The sequence below is a fragment of the Streptomyces sp. NPDC028368 genome, from assembly GCF_055565615.1.
In genome coordinates, this window is record NZ_JBVHTY010000002.1 from 746,409 (window position 1) to 760,496 (window position 14,088).

The window sequence follows — 14,088 nt, forward strand, 5'->3', positions numbered from 1 at the left end:
CGCAATGAGCGATGCCCCGGACCAGCGCCCCGGCCACGACCCGGACCAGCACCCAGGCCAGGGCCCGGACCATGACCCCGGCCAGGATCCGTACCTGATCATCTCCTCCGACTGCCACGCCGGGCTGCCCACCGAGGAGTACCGGCCCTACCTCGATGCCCGTTTCCACCGCGCCTTCGACGACTTCCTCGGCGAGCGCGACGCCCGCCGCGCGGAAGCCACCCGCCTCGGCATCCGCAACGACGCCTTCGCCGCCAAGTGGTTCGCCGACAACTCCGAGGGCCTGCGCGGCGGCTGGGACTGCGCCCAGCGCCTGAAGGAACTCGACGGCGACGGTGTGGCGGCGGAGGTCGTCTTCCCGGACGCGGATGCCGTCGACAGCGGTACGGCGGCCCCCTTCGGCGTGGGCCTGGGCCTGACCGGCGACCAGGACCCCGACCTCGGCATGGCGGGCGCGCAGGCCCACAACCGCTGGCTCGCCGACTTCGTCTCCGAACACCCCGAACGGCACTGCGGCGTCGCGCTGCTGCCCATCACGGCCGACACCGGCACGGTCGTCGCCGAGATCCACCGCGCCAAGGAGTCCGGACTCGGTGCGCTGATGATCCCGTCCATGTGGGGCGACAAGGAGCCGTACCACGACCGCCGGTACGACCCGGTCTGGGCCGCGGCCGCCGACTGCGCGATGCCGGTGCTGACCCACTCCGGCGCCGCGCCCCGCCAGGAATACGGCGATCACCTCGGCATCTACGTCTCCGAGGTGACCTGGTGGCCGGCCCGCCCCCTCTGGTTCCTTCTGTGGTCCGGTGTCTTCGAACGCCACCCGGGGCTGAAGTTCGGCGTGGCCGAATCCGGCTGCTGGTGGCTGCCGAACCTCCTGTGGTTCATGGACCGCCTCTACCTCGGTGCCCACGGCGGCAAGAAACTCTCGCCGTTCGCAGCCCTCAAACGCCCCCCGCACGAGTACCTGGACCGCCAGATCTTCGTCTGCGCCACCAACACCAAACGCCGCGAACTGGCCCAGCGCTACGAGATCGGCGTCGACAACATCCTCTGGGGCAGCGACTTCCCGCACCCCGAGGGCACCTGGCCCGACACCCGCAGCTGGCTGAGGAAGACCTTCCATGACATCCCGGTGGCCGAGACCCGCCGGATGCTCGGCCTGGCCGCCGCCGAGGCCTTCGGCTTCGACACCGCCGAGCTGGCCCCGCTGGCCCGCCGTATCGGCCCGACCCCCGCCGAACTCGGCCAGCCCGCCGACCAGTTGGCCGTGGAGAACTCCTGGGCCCACTCCCGCGAAGCGGGCCGCCACTGGCTCACCGACCGCGATTTCCCGACCTTGGGAGTGACCCCGTGAGTGACCCCGTGCATGACCTCGTCAGTGCCCCGGTGACCGACCCTGCGACCGGCGCCCCCGCGACCGACCGCTACACGGTCATCTCCGCCGACTGCCACGCCGGCGCCGACCTCCTCGACTACCGCCCCTACCTGGAGTCCCGGCACCACGAGGCCTTCGACGCCTGGGCCGCCGGCTACGTCAACCCGCACGAGGACCTGCTCGCCGACACCGCCGACCGCAACTGGAACTCCGCCCGGCGGCTGGCCGAGCAGGAGGCCGACGGCATCGTCGCCGAGGTCGTCTTCCCCAACACCATCCCGCCGTTCTTCCCCTCCGCCTCCCTGATGGCCCCGGCCCCCACCCGCGAGGAGTTCGCGCTGCGCTGGGCGGGCCTGCGCGCCCACAACCGCTGGCTCGCCGACTTCTGCGCCCAGGCTCCCGGCCGCCGGGCGGGCGTCGCCCAGATCCTCCTCAACGACGTCGACGAGGCCGTACGAGAAGTCCGCCGCACCAAGGAGGCGGGCCTGACCGGCGGCATCCTCCTGCCCGGCACCCCGCCCGGCTCCGGCCTCCCCGAACTCCACTCCGAGGTCTACGACCCCCTCTGGGCGGCCTGCGCCGAACTGGACGTCCCGGTCAACCACCACGGCGGCTCGGCCTCCCCGCCGCTGGGCGACGAACCCGCCGCCCGCGCCGTCTTCATGGTCGAGACCACCTGGTTCTCGCACCGCGCCCTGTGGCACCTCATCTTCGGCGGAGCCTTCCGCCGCCACCCCGGCCTGCGCCTCGTCCTCACCGAACAGGGCTCCGGCTGGATCCCGGGCATCCTGGACATGCTGGACTATTACCACGACCGCCTGGTGGCGGCCTCCACCCGCGCGGCCACCGCCGAGGCCAGATTCGGCGCCGGCCTCGCCGAGGCCATGGGGGAGACCCCCGGCGCCGTCTGGCGCGACAACTGCTTCGTGGGCGCCAGCTTCATGCGCCCCCATGAGGTCCCGCTCCGCCACCGCATCGGCCTCGACAAGATCATGTGGGGCAGCGACTACCCGCACGACGAAGGCACCCCGCCCTACTCCCGCGAGGCCCTGCGCCTGGCCTACGCGGGCCTGCCCACGGACGAGACCGCCGCCATGCTCGCCACCAACGCCGCCCGCGTCTACGGCTTCGACCTCACCCGCCTCGACGCGATAGCGGCCCGCGTCGGCCCCACGGTCGCCGAGATCGCCGAACCGCTGGACAAGATCCCGCCGGACGCGACGAGCCCGGCGTTCGCGGCGGGCGGGTCGGTGCGGGTGTGGTGAGCAGCGGGCCCACGGGCCTCGCCCCTGCGGGCGGGGCCCGGCGGGGGCTACCGGCGGTACGTCCCGCCCCGCAGCTGACGGCGCGTCTCACATACTTCTGAGTAACAACCCCTAGCGGTGCCCCCGTCACCGCATTTATGGTGCGGGGCATGCCGCACCTGCCCGATGTCGTGTTGTGGTCCGTACCCGCCTTCGTTCTGCTCACCGTCGTGGAGATGGTGAGCTATCGCCTGCATCCCGACGAGGACGCGGCGGGCTACGCGGCCAAGGACGCCGCCACCAGCGTCGGCATGGGCCTTGGCAGCCTGGTGTTCGACACGCTGTGGAAGATACCGATCGTGGCGATCTACGCCGCGGTCTATGAACTGACCCCGCTGCGTGTCCCCGTGCTCTGGTGGACGCTGCTGCTGATGCTGCTCGCCCAGGACTTCTTCTACTACTGGTCGCACCGCGGGCACCACGTCATCCGCATCCTGTGGGCCTGCCATGTGGTGCACCACTCCAGCAGGAATTTCAACCTCACCACCGCGCTGCGCCAGCCCTGGACGACCTGGACCGTCTGGCCGTTCTACGTCCCGATGGTCGCCCTCGGCGTGCACCCGGCGGCGATCGCGTTCACCTCCGGAGCCAATCTCGTCTACCAGTTCTGGGTGCACACCGAGCGGGTCGACAAGCTGCCCAGGCCCTTCGAGTTCGTGCTCAACACGCCCTCCCACCACCGGGTCCACCACGCCTCGCAGGGCGGCTATCTGGACCGTAACTTCGGCGGGATCCTGATCATCTGGGACCGGATGTTCGGCTCGTTCGTCCCCGAGACCGAGCGGCCCGTCTACGGCCTCACCAAGAACATCGAGACCTACAACCCGATCCGGGTGGCCACCCACGAGTACGCCGCCATCGCCCGCGACGTACGGGCGGCGGACAGCTGGCGCGAGCGCGCGGGGCGCATCTTCCGGGGGCCGGGCTGGCAGCCGGCCGCGCGGGCCGGGGCGGGAGAGGTCCGCAGGCAACCGGGCGCCGCCGCCTCCGTCGAGGAGACCGTGGCGTGACGGCCCGCCGGCCCCGCGCCGTACGGCCCCTGCTGGGCGCCTTCGCCGTGCTCGCCGTCGTCCACCTCGGGGCGCTGCTCGCCGGAGCCACCACCGTCGCGCACCTCACCAAGCCTGTCCTGATGCCGGTGCTCGCCGCATCGGTGCTGGCCCGCGGCGGCCCCGTGCTGCTCGCCGGCGCCCTGTTGTTCGGCTGTGGCGGCGACACCTTCCTCCAGTTCGGCGGCGACACGCTCTTCCTGGTGGGGATGGCGTCGTTCGCCGCCGGGCACCTCTGCTATCTGGTGCTCTGCGCACGGCACGGCACGGCCGTGGGCGGACGGGCCCGTACGGGGACCTTCGGCGGCGGTTACGCCGTCGTCCTGGCCGCGACCGTCTCGTTCCTGTGGCCGGACCTGCCGCCCGACCTGCGTATCCCGGTCGCCGGCTACAGCCTTCTGCTGACCGCGATGGCCTTCGGCGCGCTCCGCGCGGGCCCGCGGGCGGCGGCCGGCGGGCTGCTCTTCCTGCTCTCCGACACCTTGATCGCGAGCGGTATCGCGCACTGGCCGCAGCTGCCGGCCCCCCAGTTCTGGATCATGCTCACCTATGCGGCGGCGCAGGTCGCGCTGGCCGAGGGGGTGCTGCGGGCGGCCACGGACGCGGAGCGGGCCGGGCGGCGAACCACCCGGCCCCCCACGGCGGTCACCGCCTGAGGCGACCGCCGGGATATCGCGTGCCCTACTTCTTCACCGCGTCCAGCGCATCGACGATGCCGTAGCCGAAGTGGCTGTTGACGTGCTTGGTGCCGGTGCAGGTGGCGTCATCCGTGGGGCAGCCGGGGTTGTCCGCCTGCTCCTTGAGCAGCCACTGGATCTCCTGCGGGCCGGACTTGGGGTGCGTGCTCTTCAAGAGCGCCGCCACACCCGCGACATGCGGGGTCGCCATGGACGTACCCGCCAGGTAGGCCCAGTCGCCGCCCGGCATGGTGGAGAGGATGTTGCCGTTCTTGGCGGGCAGCTCGGGCACCTGCCGCGAGTCGCCGCCCGGGGCCGCCACATCGATCTGGCCCAGGCCGTAGTTCGAGTAGTAGGACTTGGCGTTGTGCACCCCGGTCGCGGCGACGGTCACCGTGCCCGGCAGCTGGGTGGGCACGTCCCAGCAGGTCTTGGGGTCGATGGTGCGCTCGACGGGCGTCGAGTCGTTGGGGCTCCCGGTGTCGGTGAGCTTGTCGGCCGCGAGGTCCAGGCCGGAGTTGCCGGCCGCGGCGACGTTGAGGACACCCTTGCCCTGGGCGTACTTCGCGGCCCGGCCGACCGCGTCAATGATCGCGGCCTGATCGGCGTCATCCTTGCAGTTGAACATCCACGGGTCGACGTAATAGCTGTTGTTGGTGACCTCGACGCCGTGGTCGGCCGCGAAGACAAAGGCGCAGACCACGCTCTCGGCGTAGAACAGGCTCGTCCTGGGCTCGCTGACCTTGATGGCGGAGATCTTCACACCGGGGGCGACGCCCGCCACACCCACACCGTTACGGGCCGCGGCGATCGTGCCGGCGACATGCGTGCCGTGGTAGTCGGTGTCCGGGTCCCAGGGGCGCCAGGAACCCTTGGACGTATCGGCCACGCCGCCCACGCAGTTGGCGGACTGCTTGGCGGAGAAGTTGGCCCTGAGGTCCGGGTGGGTGTCGTCCACACCGGTGTCGATGATGCCGACGGTGACGTTCCTGCTGCCGGGGTTCACCTTCGCGGCCTTGTCGGCCTTGATGGCGGGCAGGTCCCACTGGAGCGGTTCGAGCGGCTCCTCGCCGTTCGCCTTCGCCGTCGCGGATGCCGCCTTGAGCTGGGACTTCGACAGGTCGATCTTGTGCGGCTTGCCGACGTCGGTGGTGCCGGACGCCTTGAGCGGCGCGGTACGGGTCGCGCCCGCGGACTGCACGCCCGGCACGGTGCGCAGGGACTGAGCGAAACGGGGGTTGGCCGAGTGGACGACGATCACGCCTATCTGCTCATGCGCGATGATCACCTTCCCGCCGGCCTCGGTTATCGCCTTCCGTACCTTGCCGACCGTGGCGTGGTCCGGCGTGGTGTTCACGACGTACGACAGCAGCGGGCCGTCGGCCGAGACCGCGGCGGCGGGGGCGAGGTCCCGCGGCGCGGCGGTGGCCGCACTCGAAAGAAGGCCGAGGGACGCCGTCAGAGCCAGTCCGAGCGGGAGAGCCAGCGCCCGCACACGTCTGGATCGGGGATGAGCCATGGGTACTCCACATCATCCGTGAGACCGCCCGTGCACGGGTGTGCGCACGGGCGGATGCAATGAGACGTGAAGCTATCGGCGATCACCGACACTCAGCAATGGAACCGGGAAAAAACCCGTCAGGGATGGCAAATTGACGTCACGTCACGTCCGGCCGCAGCCGCGGGGGAGGGGTGTCAGGCCCCGCGCCGCAGGGTGCCGATGCTCAGTGGGGCCAGCGTGACGCGTGGGCCGTACCAGCGGCGCGGCGGTGCCCCGGAGGGGCGCCGTGTCACCGGAGCGACGGCGAGCGGGGCGGGCAGCCGGATGCTGCCGTAGGGCTGCCGACGGGGACCGGAGGGCTGCGGGGCCTGCGCGGGCGGCGGAGTCACAACCGGCTCAACGAAGCGCCCGCACGGCGGTGGCGGCCCAGGGCGGCATTCCTGCGATTTTTCCCCGCGATTTCCCCTGGTCGCCCCCTGTCGTATCGGTACCCGCAGCTCTACGATGCGTGATCCACGTCACTTATCCGGGCCTTATTGTCGGCCTCGGTACCAGCCTCTACGCGTCAGGAGAATCCGTGAGCGCCGCACCCACCTTCGAACCGGGGACGCACGAGCCGCCCGACTACCGCCAGGTGCAGTCGAGCACGGAATTCACCGAACTGCGCCGCGCGCACCGTTCGTTCACCTTCCCGCTCACCCTCGCCTTCATCCTCTGGTACCTCGTGTACGTGCTGCTGTCGAGCTACGCCGGCGGCTTCATGGCCACCAAGGTCTTCGGCAACGTCAATGTCGCCTTCGTCCTCGGCCTCGCCCAGTTCGTCACGACGTTCCTGATCGCCTGGTGGTACTCGCGGCACGCCGCCGCGAAGCTCGACCCCAAGGCCGACGCCATCAAGTCCCGCCTGGAGAGCGTCACCCTCCGCAAGGAGGATGACGCATGAACCTCACCCAGCACCTCGCGGCCGGCGGCGCGGGCGAGCACCGCGCCCTGATCATCACCCTCTTCGCGGTCTTCGTCGCCGCCACCCTCGGCATCACCATCTGGGCCGGCCGGCAGACCAAGGGCGCGGAGGACTTCTACGCCGGCGGCCGCCAGTTCAGCGGCTTCCAGAACGGCCTGGCCATCTCCGGCGACTACATGTCCGCCGCGTCCTTCCTCGGCATCGCCGGCGCCATCGCCCTCTTCGGCTACGACGGCTTCCTCTACTCCATCGGCTTCCTCGTCGCCTGGCTCGTCGCGCTCCTCCTGGTGGCCGAACCGCTGCGCAACTCCGGCCGCTTCACCATGGGCGACGTCCTCGCCTACCGGATGCGCCAGCGCCCGGTCCGTACGGCCGCCGGCACGTCCACCATCGTCGTCTCGATCTTCTACCTGCTCGCCCAGATGGCCGGCGCGGGCGCCCTGGTCACCCTCCTCCTGGGCATCACCAGCGAGGCGGGCAAGATCCTGGTCGTCGTCCTCGTCGGCATCGTGATGATCCTTTACGTCACCATCGGCGGCATGAAGGGCACCACCTGGGTCCAGATGGTCAAGGCGGTGCTGCTGATCGCCGGCACCCTGCTGATCACGTTCCTGGTGGCCCTCAAGTTCGACTTCAACATCTCCTCGCTGCTCGGCGCCGCCGCCGAGAACAGCGGCAAGGGCGCCGCCTTCCTGGAGCCCGGCCTCAAGTACGGCGCCACCGCCACCTCGAAGATCGACTTCATCTCGCTGGGCATCGCCCTCGTCCTGGGTACCGCGGGCCTGCCGCACATCCTCATCCGCTTCTACACGGTCCCCACCGCCAAGGCCGCCCGGAAGTCCGTGAACTGGGCGATCGGCATCATCGGCGTCTTCTACCTGATGACCATCGCGCTCGGCTTCGGCGCCGCCGCCCTGATCAAGCCCGAGGCGATCACCGCCGCCAACAAGGCCGGCAACACCGCGGCCCCGCAGCTCGCCGAGGTGATCGGCGGCGGCGCCGGATCCACCGGCGGCGCGGTGCTGCTCGCGGTCATCTCCGCGGTCGCCTTCGCGACGATCCTCGCGGTGGTCGCCGGCCTCACCCTCGCCTCGTCCTCGTCCTTCGCCCACGACATCTACGTCAATGTGATCCGCAAGGGCGAGGCCACCGAGAAGGAAGAGGTCGGCGCGGCCCGGTGGGCGACCGTCGGCATCGGCGCCGTCGCCATCGTGCTGGGCGTCTTCGCCCGCGGCCTGAACGTCGCCGGCCTGGTGGCGCTCGCCTTCGCGGTCGCCGCCTCCGCCAACCTTCCGACCCTCCTCTACAGCCTGTTCTGGAAGCGCTTCACCACCCAGGGCGCCCTGTGGTCCATCTACGGCGGTCTCGCCTCCTCCGTCCTGCTGGTCCTCTTCTCCCCGGTTGTCTCCGGCAAGGAGACCTCGATGTTCCCCGGCGCGCACTTCGACGTCTTCCCGCTGGAGAACCCCGGCCTGATCTCCATCCCGCTGGGCTTCCTGCTCGGCTGGCTCGGCTCCCTGCTCTCGAAGGAGGAGCCGGACGTCAAGAAGTACGCCGAGCTGGAGGTGCGCGCGCTGACCGGAACCGGAGCCCACTAGGCATCCGGCGGCCCTTTCAGCCGTCCGTACAGCCAAGGGGCGGGGTGGCGTCGTAGAGATCTACGACGCCACCCCGCCCACCTCGTGCTTCTTCGCCCTGCTCAGCGGCGGAGCCATCGCGTAGTCTCGAGAGCGTACTGATCCACCGCCGAAGGCAACCGATCAACCACCATCGGGGAGGGGGCCCTGTGCTCATCGACACTTACGGCCGCGTGGCCACCGACCTGCGCGTTTCGCTGACCGACCGCTGCAATCTGCGGTGCACGTACTGCATGCCCGAAGAGGGCCTGCAATGGCTCGCCAAGCCGGATCTGCTCACCGACGACGAGATCGTCCGCCTCATCCGCATCGCGGTCACCGACCTCGGGATCGAAGAGGTCCGCTTCACCGGCGGTGAGCCGCTGCTCCGCCCCGGCCTGGTCGGCATCGTCGAGCGCGTCGCGCGGCTCACCCCGCGCCCCCAGATGTCCCTGACCACCAACGGCATAGGCCTCCAGCGCACCGCCACCGCACTGCGCGACGCCGGCCTCGACCGCGTCAACGTCTCCCTCGACACCCTGCGGCCCGACGTCTTCCAGGCGCTGACCCGCCGCAAGCGGCACGACGACGTACTGCGCGGCCTGGAGGCGGCCCGCGCCGCCGGCCTCACCCCGGTCAAGGTCAACACCGTCCTGATGCCGGGCCTCAACGACGACGAGGCCCCCGACCTGCTCGCCTGGGCGGTCGAGAACGACTACGAACTCCGCTTCATCGAGCAGATGCCGCTGGACGCCCAACACGGCTGGAAGCGCGACGGCATGATCACCGCCGGCGACATCCTCGCCTCGCTGCGCACCCGCTTCGCGCTCACCCCCGAGGGCCAGGAGGAGCGCGGCGCCGCGCCCGCCGAGCGCTGGATCGTCGACGGCGGCCCGCACCGCGTCGGCGTCATCGCCTCCGTCACCCGCCCGTTCTGCCGCGCCTGCGACCGTACGCGCCTGACGGCCGACGGCCAGATCCGTACCTGCCTGTTCGCCACCGAGGAGACGGACCTGCGCGCCGCCCTGCGCTCCGACGCCCCCGACTCCGAGATCGCCCGGATCTGGAAGCTGGCGATGTGGGGCAAGAAGGCGGGCTCCGGACTGGACGACCCGTCCTTCCTGCAGCCCGAGCGCCCGATGTCCGCGATCGGCGGCTGAGCGCCCGCCGGGGTCACTGCCCGGCGGCCGACGCCTCCCACTCCTCGAGCGTCACCACGTCCTTCAAGAAGCCGCGTACGCCGAGGAACTGCGAGAGGTGCTCCCGGTGCTCCTCGCACGCCAGCCATGTCTTACGGCGGTCCGGGGTGTGCAGCTTCGGGTTGTTCCAGGCCAGCACCCACACCGCGGCCGCACGGCAGCCCTTGGCGGAGCAGATGACGGCGCCCGCATCGGCGTTCGGATTCAGGAGGTTCGGGGAGTTCACGGCCTCAACCCTACGTCCCGCACCATGAAGCGGACATGGCGACGCCGGGCAGCCACGGGGGGAGCCGCCCGGCGTCGGTCCGTCGCTCCGACGGGGGATGCGGAGCGCGTACGCAGTATGTCACGGGGAATGGTGCGTGGTGCACCGGATCTGCATGATTGATCTGAGCTTTTCTTGAGCTTTGCAGACGTGTGCACTCACGCGTGCGCTCAGCTCCGCTCGCGCCCGGAGTCCGGAGCGTCCGCCTCCGCCGACTCCGGAACGGATTCCGCCGGACCGTCCTGACCGCCGGAGGCCGGACCGCCCGAGGCCTGGCCGCCGGGGCCCAGCGCGGGCCGGGCCGGAGGGGCGACGAAGGTGGAGGGAAGCGAAGGGACGTTCTCCCGGCCCGCGTTGGCGATGACGACCGCGACGTACGGGAGTCCTATGCCCAGCACCAGCGTCGCAATGGCAACCGGGCGCTCGATGTTCCACAGCACGGCGGTGAGCACGACCGCCACGCTCCGGATCGCCATCGAAATCACATAGCGGCGCTGCCGTCCCTTTACGTCGTCGGACAGCCCCTGCCGCGCCCCGGTGATCCGGAAGGCCTGGGTACTGCTCTGCTTCCGCATCACGTTCCACCACCTGGTCAGTTGTGCCGGACGCTCCCCGCTTTCCGGGCAGATCCCACGGTACGCCGCACTTGCGCCGCCTACGAGACCGGGTCATGCCCAAGGATGCCGGGGTCCGGCAGCGCAACCTGCGTAGCCGCCGCTCCGGCGTGCGGCGTAGGTGATGCGGAGCGACACTGACGGGGCACGGTTACCTGCGCGGCGGCCTGCTCCGCGCCGTATGAGGAGGCGACATGAGTTGGTTGTGGGCCATCATCCTGGGCCTGATCCTGGGCCTGATCGCCAAGGCCATCATCCCGGGCAAGCAGCAGATCCCCCTCTGGCTCACCGTGATCTTCGGCATGCTGGGCAGCGTCCTGGGCAACTGGGCGGCCACCGGCATCGGGGTCAATGACACCAAGGGCATCGACTGGATCCGGCATCTGCTCCAGCTGATCGGCGCGGTCATCATCGTCGGCGTGGGCGACCGGCTCTGGGTCTCCCTGCGCGGCGGCAAGAGACATGCCACCTGAGCCCCGCGGACGGACAGCGGCGGCCGGTGCGCGACACGCGCGCACCGGCCGCCGTTGCGTGCCTGCGGCTCAGCGGCCCTTGAGCTGCGCGAGCTTGCGCCCGGCCTTGAGGTAGGCGGTGCCCGGAGCGCCGGCCAGCTTCTCGGCCAGCACCTCGGTCAGCGGCCGTACCGACTCCGCCTCGGCGAGCACCACGGTCTGCTGGCCGTCCTCGCCCTCCACCACCAGCCGCAGCGCGTTCTGCTTGGCCAGCCGGCGCGCCGCCGAGGCGCTCGGGGTGAACCCGAGGACCTGGGTCAGCACCGCCGCGACCGTCTCGCCGCCATGCTCGGCGACATCGACGACCGGCAGGGACTCGACATCGGCGAAGGACTTCTTGGAGAACTGGGCGACGAACCCGGCCCGCGCGGCCATCGCCGCTTCCAGCCCGTACAGCGCCGCCACGACCTCACCCGCGAGGACCTTCTTGAGGTCCATCGGGTGCAGCGAGCGGTCGCCGACCCGGCCCAGGACGAGCGCGATCTCCTCGTCCGTCCACTCCGTCCAGGCCTTGAGGTATGGCTCCATCAGCCGGTCCGGCACCGACATGATCTTGCCGAAGACATCGTCCGCGGGCGCGCTCAGTCCGACGTAATTGCCCTTGGACTTGGACATCTTGGCGCCGGTGCCGTCCGTGCCCTCGATCAGCGGCATGGTGACGACCAGCTGCGGCGTCTGCCCGCGCAGCTCCATCAGCTTGCGGGCCATCTGCAGATTGAGCAGCTGGTCCGAGCCGCCCAGCTCCACATCGCAGTTCAGCGCCACCGAGTCCAGGCCCTGCGCGATGGGGTACAGCAGCTCGGTCATGGTCAGACCCGAGCCGGCCGCCAGCCGGCTGCGGAAGTCCTCGCGCTGCAGCAGCTGCGAGGCCGGTACGTGGGCGAGCAGGGCGAGCAGCTCGGGGAAGGTGTAGGACGCCAGCCACTCGCTGTTCTGGCGGAAGCTGACCTTCTCGAAGTCGAAGAAGGGGCGCACCTGTTCGCGGTAGGTGGCGAGGTTGTTCGCGATGTCCTCGTCGGTGAGCGGCGGCCGCTCGGCGGTACGGCCCGAGGGGTCACCGATCTTGGCGGTGAAGTCGCCGATGATCAGCGTGACGTCATGGCCCAGCCGCTGGAACCGGCTCAGGATGATCAGCGGGACCGCGTGCCCCAGGTGCACATCGGTCGCCGTCGGGTCGATGCCCAGCTTGATGTGCAGGCCCTGGCCGGCCGCCCGGCGCTCCTCGATCCGCTCGGCCAGCTTGTCCACGCCCGGCAGGACCTCGACCGTCCGGGCCGCGATCAGCTCGGCCTGCTCCTTGGCGGGCAGGTCCGTCAGGTCGAGATAGCGCCGGGCGCCCGTCTCCTGGAGCAGCTCCTGGACGGTGGCGTCCGAGGAGAGATTGGTGGAGAGCAGCGTGGTGGCGCGGGCGACGGATTCGCCGAGGCGTGTCATGGCGTTCCTGATCGATCGTGGTTCCCCAAGGGTGGTCCCCAAGGGGGAGGCAAGGGGCCAGTCTATTCGGTGTACGTACACCCACCCTCGCCTCCCCGGCCGGGCGGCCCGTTCACACCCCCCGGCTGACCGAGCTCATATGGAAATCCGGGATCCGCAGCGCGGGCATCGCGGCCCGGGTGAAGTCATCGCTCCACTCGCGCGGCAGGGTCCGCTCCGTACGGCCCGCCTCCACCGCCCGCGACAGCAAGTCCACCGGCGACTCGTTGAAGCGGAAGTTGTTGACCTCGCCGACCACCTCTCCCTTGTCGACCAGGTAGACGCCGTCGCGGGTCAGTCCGGTCAGCAGCAGCGTGGCCGGGTCGACCTCGCGGATGTACCACAGGCAGGTCAGCAGCAGCGCCGGTCCGTCATGGCCGCTCGCCGCCACCATCTCGTCCAGGGAACGCGAACCGCCCCCCTCCAGAAGGAGGTTGTCGATCCCCGGTGCCACCGGCAGGCCGGTCAGCCCGGCGCTGTGCCGGGTGGTCGGCAGCCGGTTCAGCACCCCCTCGCGCACCCAGTCGGTGGCCGTGAGCGGCAGCCCGTTGTCGAAGACGGACGCATCGTCGCCGGAGGAGTGCGCCAGGACGAACGGGGCGCACTCCAGGCCCGCCGCCGCCGGATCGCTGCGCAGCGTCAGCGGCAGCTCACAGAGCCGCTCGCCCAGCCGGGTACGCGCGGCTCCCTCGCCGTCGCCGGGCCTGGAGAAGACCGTACGGCCCTCCACGGCATCCCGGGCCGAGGACGACCACAGCTGGTAGATCAGCAGGTCGGCCACGGCGGTCGGCGGCAGCAGCGTCTCGTACCGGCCGGCCGGCAGCTCGACGCGCCGCTCGGCCCAGGCCAGCCGCCGGCCCAGCTCCGCGTCCATCTCCCGCGGGTCCACGTCGCGGAAGTCGCGGGTGGCGCGCCCGGCCCAGGCCGAGCGGGTACGGTCCGGAGACTTGGCGTTCAGCTCCAGCGTTCCGGTGGGCTGGTCGTGCCGCAGCCGCAGCCCGGCCGAGGTGCCCAGGTAGGACGAGACGACCTCGTGGTGGGCGAAGCCGTACAGCTCGCGGCCGCCGGAGCGGGCCTGCTGGAAGGACTCGCCGAGGGCCGGTGCGAATGCCGCGAAGACATCCGAGGAGGTCTCGGCGGGCGCGTCGGTGAAGTCGGCGGACGCCTTCGTGCCGGCCACCAGGGGCTGCGCGTCCTCGGCCGGCCCCGCGTCCCGGGCGGCCGCCTCCGCGGCCCGTACCAGCGGCTCCAGGTCGTCCGCGGTGACCGCCGACCGCGAGACCACACCGCCGGCGGTGCCCTGCCCGCCGTCCACCGTCGCGATGACGGTCAGCGTCCGGCCCCGGGTGACCCCGTTGGTGGTGAGCGCATTGCCCGCCCAGCGCAGATTGGCGCTGGAGTGCTCATCGGCGATGACCACACAGCCGTCCGCGCGGGAGAGCTCCAGGGCCCGCTCGACGATCTCGTGCGGGGCGTTCCTGCGGCTCCTACGGGAACTCATCGACCGGCCTCCTGCGTCGTGTTGAGGCTGTGCTT

At 70.9% G+C, this 14,088-nt stretch carries 14 protein-coding genes; 8 read left to right on the forward strand and 6 right to left on the reverse strand.

The window, feature by feature from the left end:
* Nucleotides 1–4 precede the first annotated feature (4 nt).
* The 4 genes from ACZ4S3_RS06865 to ACZ4S3_RS06880 all read left to right on the forward strand — a co-directional run bounded on the left by ACZ4S3_RS06865 (nucleotide 5) and on the right by ACZ4S3_RS06880 (nucleotide 4,387).
* A complete protein-coding gene (locus ACZ4S3_RS06865; protein ID WP_467927109.1) occupies nucleotides 5–1,357 on the forward strand; it encodes an amidohydrolase family protein in 1,353 nt (450 codons plus the stop codon).
* A gap of 32 nt (nucleotides 1,358–1,389) precedes the next feature.
* Nucleotides 1,390–2,643 carry an amidohydrolase family protein gene (locus tag ACZ4S3_RS06870; RefSeq protein ID WP_467927377.1) on the forward strand — a complete coding sequence of 418 codons (1,254 nt, stop codon included), beginning with the start codon at nucleotides 1,390–1,392 and terminating at the stop codon, nucleotides 2,641–2,643.
* Between the two features lie 149 nt (nucleotides 2,644–2,792).
* Nucleotides 2,793–3,692 (forward strand): sterol desaturase family protein, encoded by a 900-nt coding sequence (locus ACZ4S3_RS06875; RefSeq protein WP_467927112.1) that lies wholly within the window; start codon nucleotides 2,793–2,795, stop codon nucleotides 3,690–3,692.
* Nucleotides 3,689–4,387 (forward strand): lysoplasmalogenase, encoded by a 699-nt coding sequence (locus ACZ4S3_RS06880; RefSeq protein ID WP_467927115.1) that lies wholly within the window; start codon nucleotides 3,689–3,691, stop codon nucleotides 4,385–4,387. The genes ACZ4S3_RS06875 and ACZ4S3_RS06880 overlap by 4 nt, the downstream gene beginning before the upstream one ends.
* A 25-nt stretch (nucleotides 4,388–4,412) precedes the next feature.
* On the opposite strand, the gene ACZ4S3_RS06885 is transcribed toward ACZ4S3_RS06880, so the two are convergent.
* Together ACZ4S3_RS06885 and ACZ4S3_RS06890 are read right to left on the reverse strand one after the other, a co-directional pair.
* Complete coding sequence (locus ACZ4S3_RS06885) at nucleotides 4,413–5,927, reverse strand: S8 family serine peptidase (protein ID WP_467927120.1); 1,515 nt, start codon at nucleotides 5,925–5,927, stop codon at nucleotides 4,413–4,415.
* A gap of 176 nt (nucleotides 5,928–6,103) precedes the next feature.
* The gene (locus ACZ4S3_RS06890; RefSeq protein ID WP_467927123.1) at nucleotides 6,104–6,298 is read right to left on the reverse strand and encodes a hypothetical protein; all 195 of its coding nucleotides are present in this window, start codon (nucleotides 6,296–6,298) and stop codon (nucleotides 6,104–6,106) included.
* A 188-nt stretch (nucleotides 6,299–6,486) separates the two neighbouring features.
* On the opposite strand from ACZ4S3_RS06890, the gene ACZ4S3_RS06895 reads away from it, so the two are divergent.
* From ACZ4S3_RS06895 to moaA, 3 genes are all read left to right on the forward strand, one after another.
* Entirely contained in the window at nucleotides 6,487–6,852 is a 366-nt protein-coding gene (locus ACZ4S3_RS06895; protein WP_467927126.1) for a DUF485 domain-containing protein, read from the forward strand.
* On the forward strand, nucleotides 6,849–8,471 hold the full coding sequence (locus tag ACZ4S3_RS06900) for a solute symporter family protein (protein WP_467927129.1): 1,623 nt from the start codon (nucleotides 6,849–6,851) through the stop codon (nucleotides 8,469–8,471). The genes ACZ4S3_RS06895 and ACZ4S3_RS06900 overlap by 4 nt, the downstream gene beginning before the upstream one ends.
* A gap of 188 nt (nucleotides 8,472–8,659) precedes the next feature.
* Nucleotides 8,660–9,649: a GTP 3',8-cyclase MoaA gene (gene moaA, locus ACZ4S3_RS06905; RefSeq protein WP_467927133.1), complete on the forward strand. Its 990-nt coding sequence runs from the start codon at nucleotides 8,660–8,662 to the stop codon at nucleotides 9,647–9,649.
* A gap of 13 nt (nucleotides 9,650–9,662) precedes the next feature.
* On the opposite strand, the gene ACZ4S3_RS06910 is transcribed toward moaA, so the two are convergent.
* Both ACZ4S3_RS06910 and ACZ4S3_RS06915 read right to left on the reverse strand, forming a co-directional pair.
* Nucleotides 9,663–9,914: a hypothetical protein gene (locus ACZ4S3_RS06910; RefSeq protein ID WP_467927137.1), complete on the reverse strand. Its 252-nt coding sequence runs from the start codon at nucleotides 9,912–9,914 to the stop codon at nucleotides 9,663–9,665.
* A gap of 209 nt (nucleotides 9,915–10,123) precedes the next feature.
* Nucleotides 10,124–10,528, reverse strand: coding sequence for a DUF3099 domain-containing protein (locus ACZ4S3_RS06915; RefSeq protein WP_467927139.1), 405 nt, complete (start codon nucleotides 10,526–10,528; stop codon nucleotides 10,124–10,126).
* 233 nt (nucleotides 10,529–10,761) lie between these two features.
* On the opposite strand from ACZ4S3_RS06915, the gene ACZ4S3_RS06920 reads away from it, so the two are divergent.
* Entirely contained in the window at nucleotides 10,762–11,040 is a 279-nt protein-coding gene (locus tag ACZ4S3_RS06920; protein ID WP_467927141.1) for a GlsB/YeaQ/YmgE family stress response membrane protein, read from the forward strand.
* 69 nt (nucleotides 11,041–11,109) lie between these two features.
* Here the strand turns inward: ACZ4S3_RS06920 and tyrS are convergent, their stop codons facing one another.
* Nucleotides 11,110–12,513, reverse strand: coding sequence for a tyrosine--tRNA ligase (gene tyrS / locus ACZ4S3_RS06925; protein WP_467927144.1), 1,404 nt, complete (start codon nucleotides 12,511–12,513; stop codon nucleotides 11,110–11,112).
* 112 nt (nucleotides 12,514–12,625) lie between these two features.
* Nucleotides 12,626–14,053 (reverse strand): metallopeptidase TldD-related protein, encoded by a 1,428-nt coding sequence (locus ACZ4S3_RS06930; RefSeq protein WP_467927146.1) that lies wholly within the window; start codon nucleotides 14,051–14,053, stop codon nucleotides 12,626–12,628.
* Nucleotides 14,054–14,088: the final 35 nt, after the last annotated feature.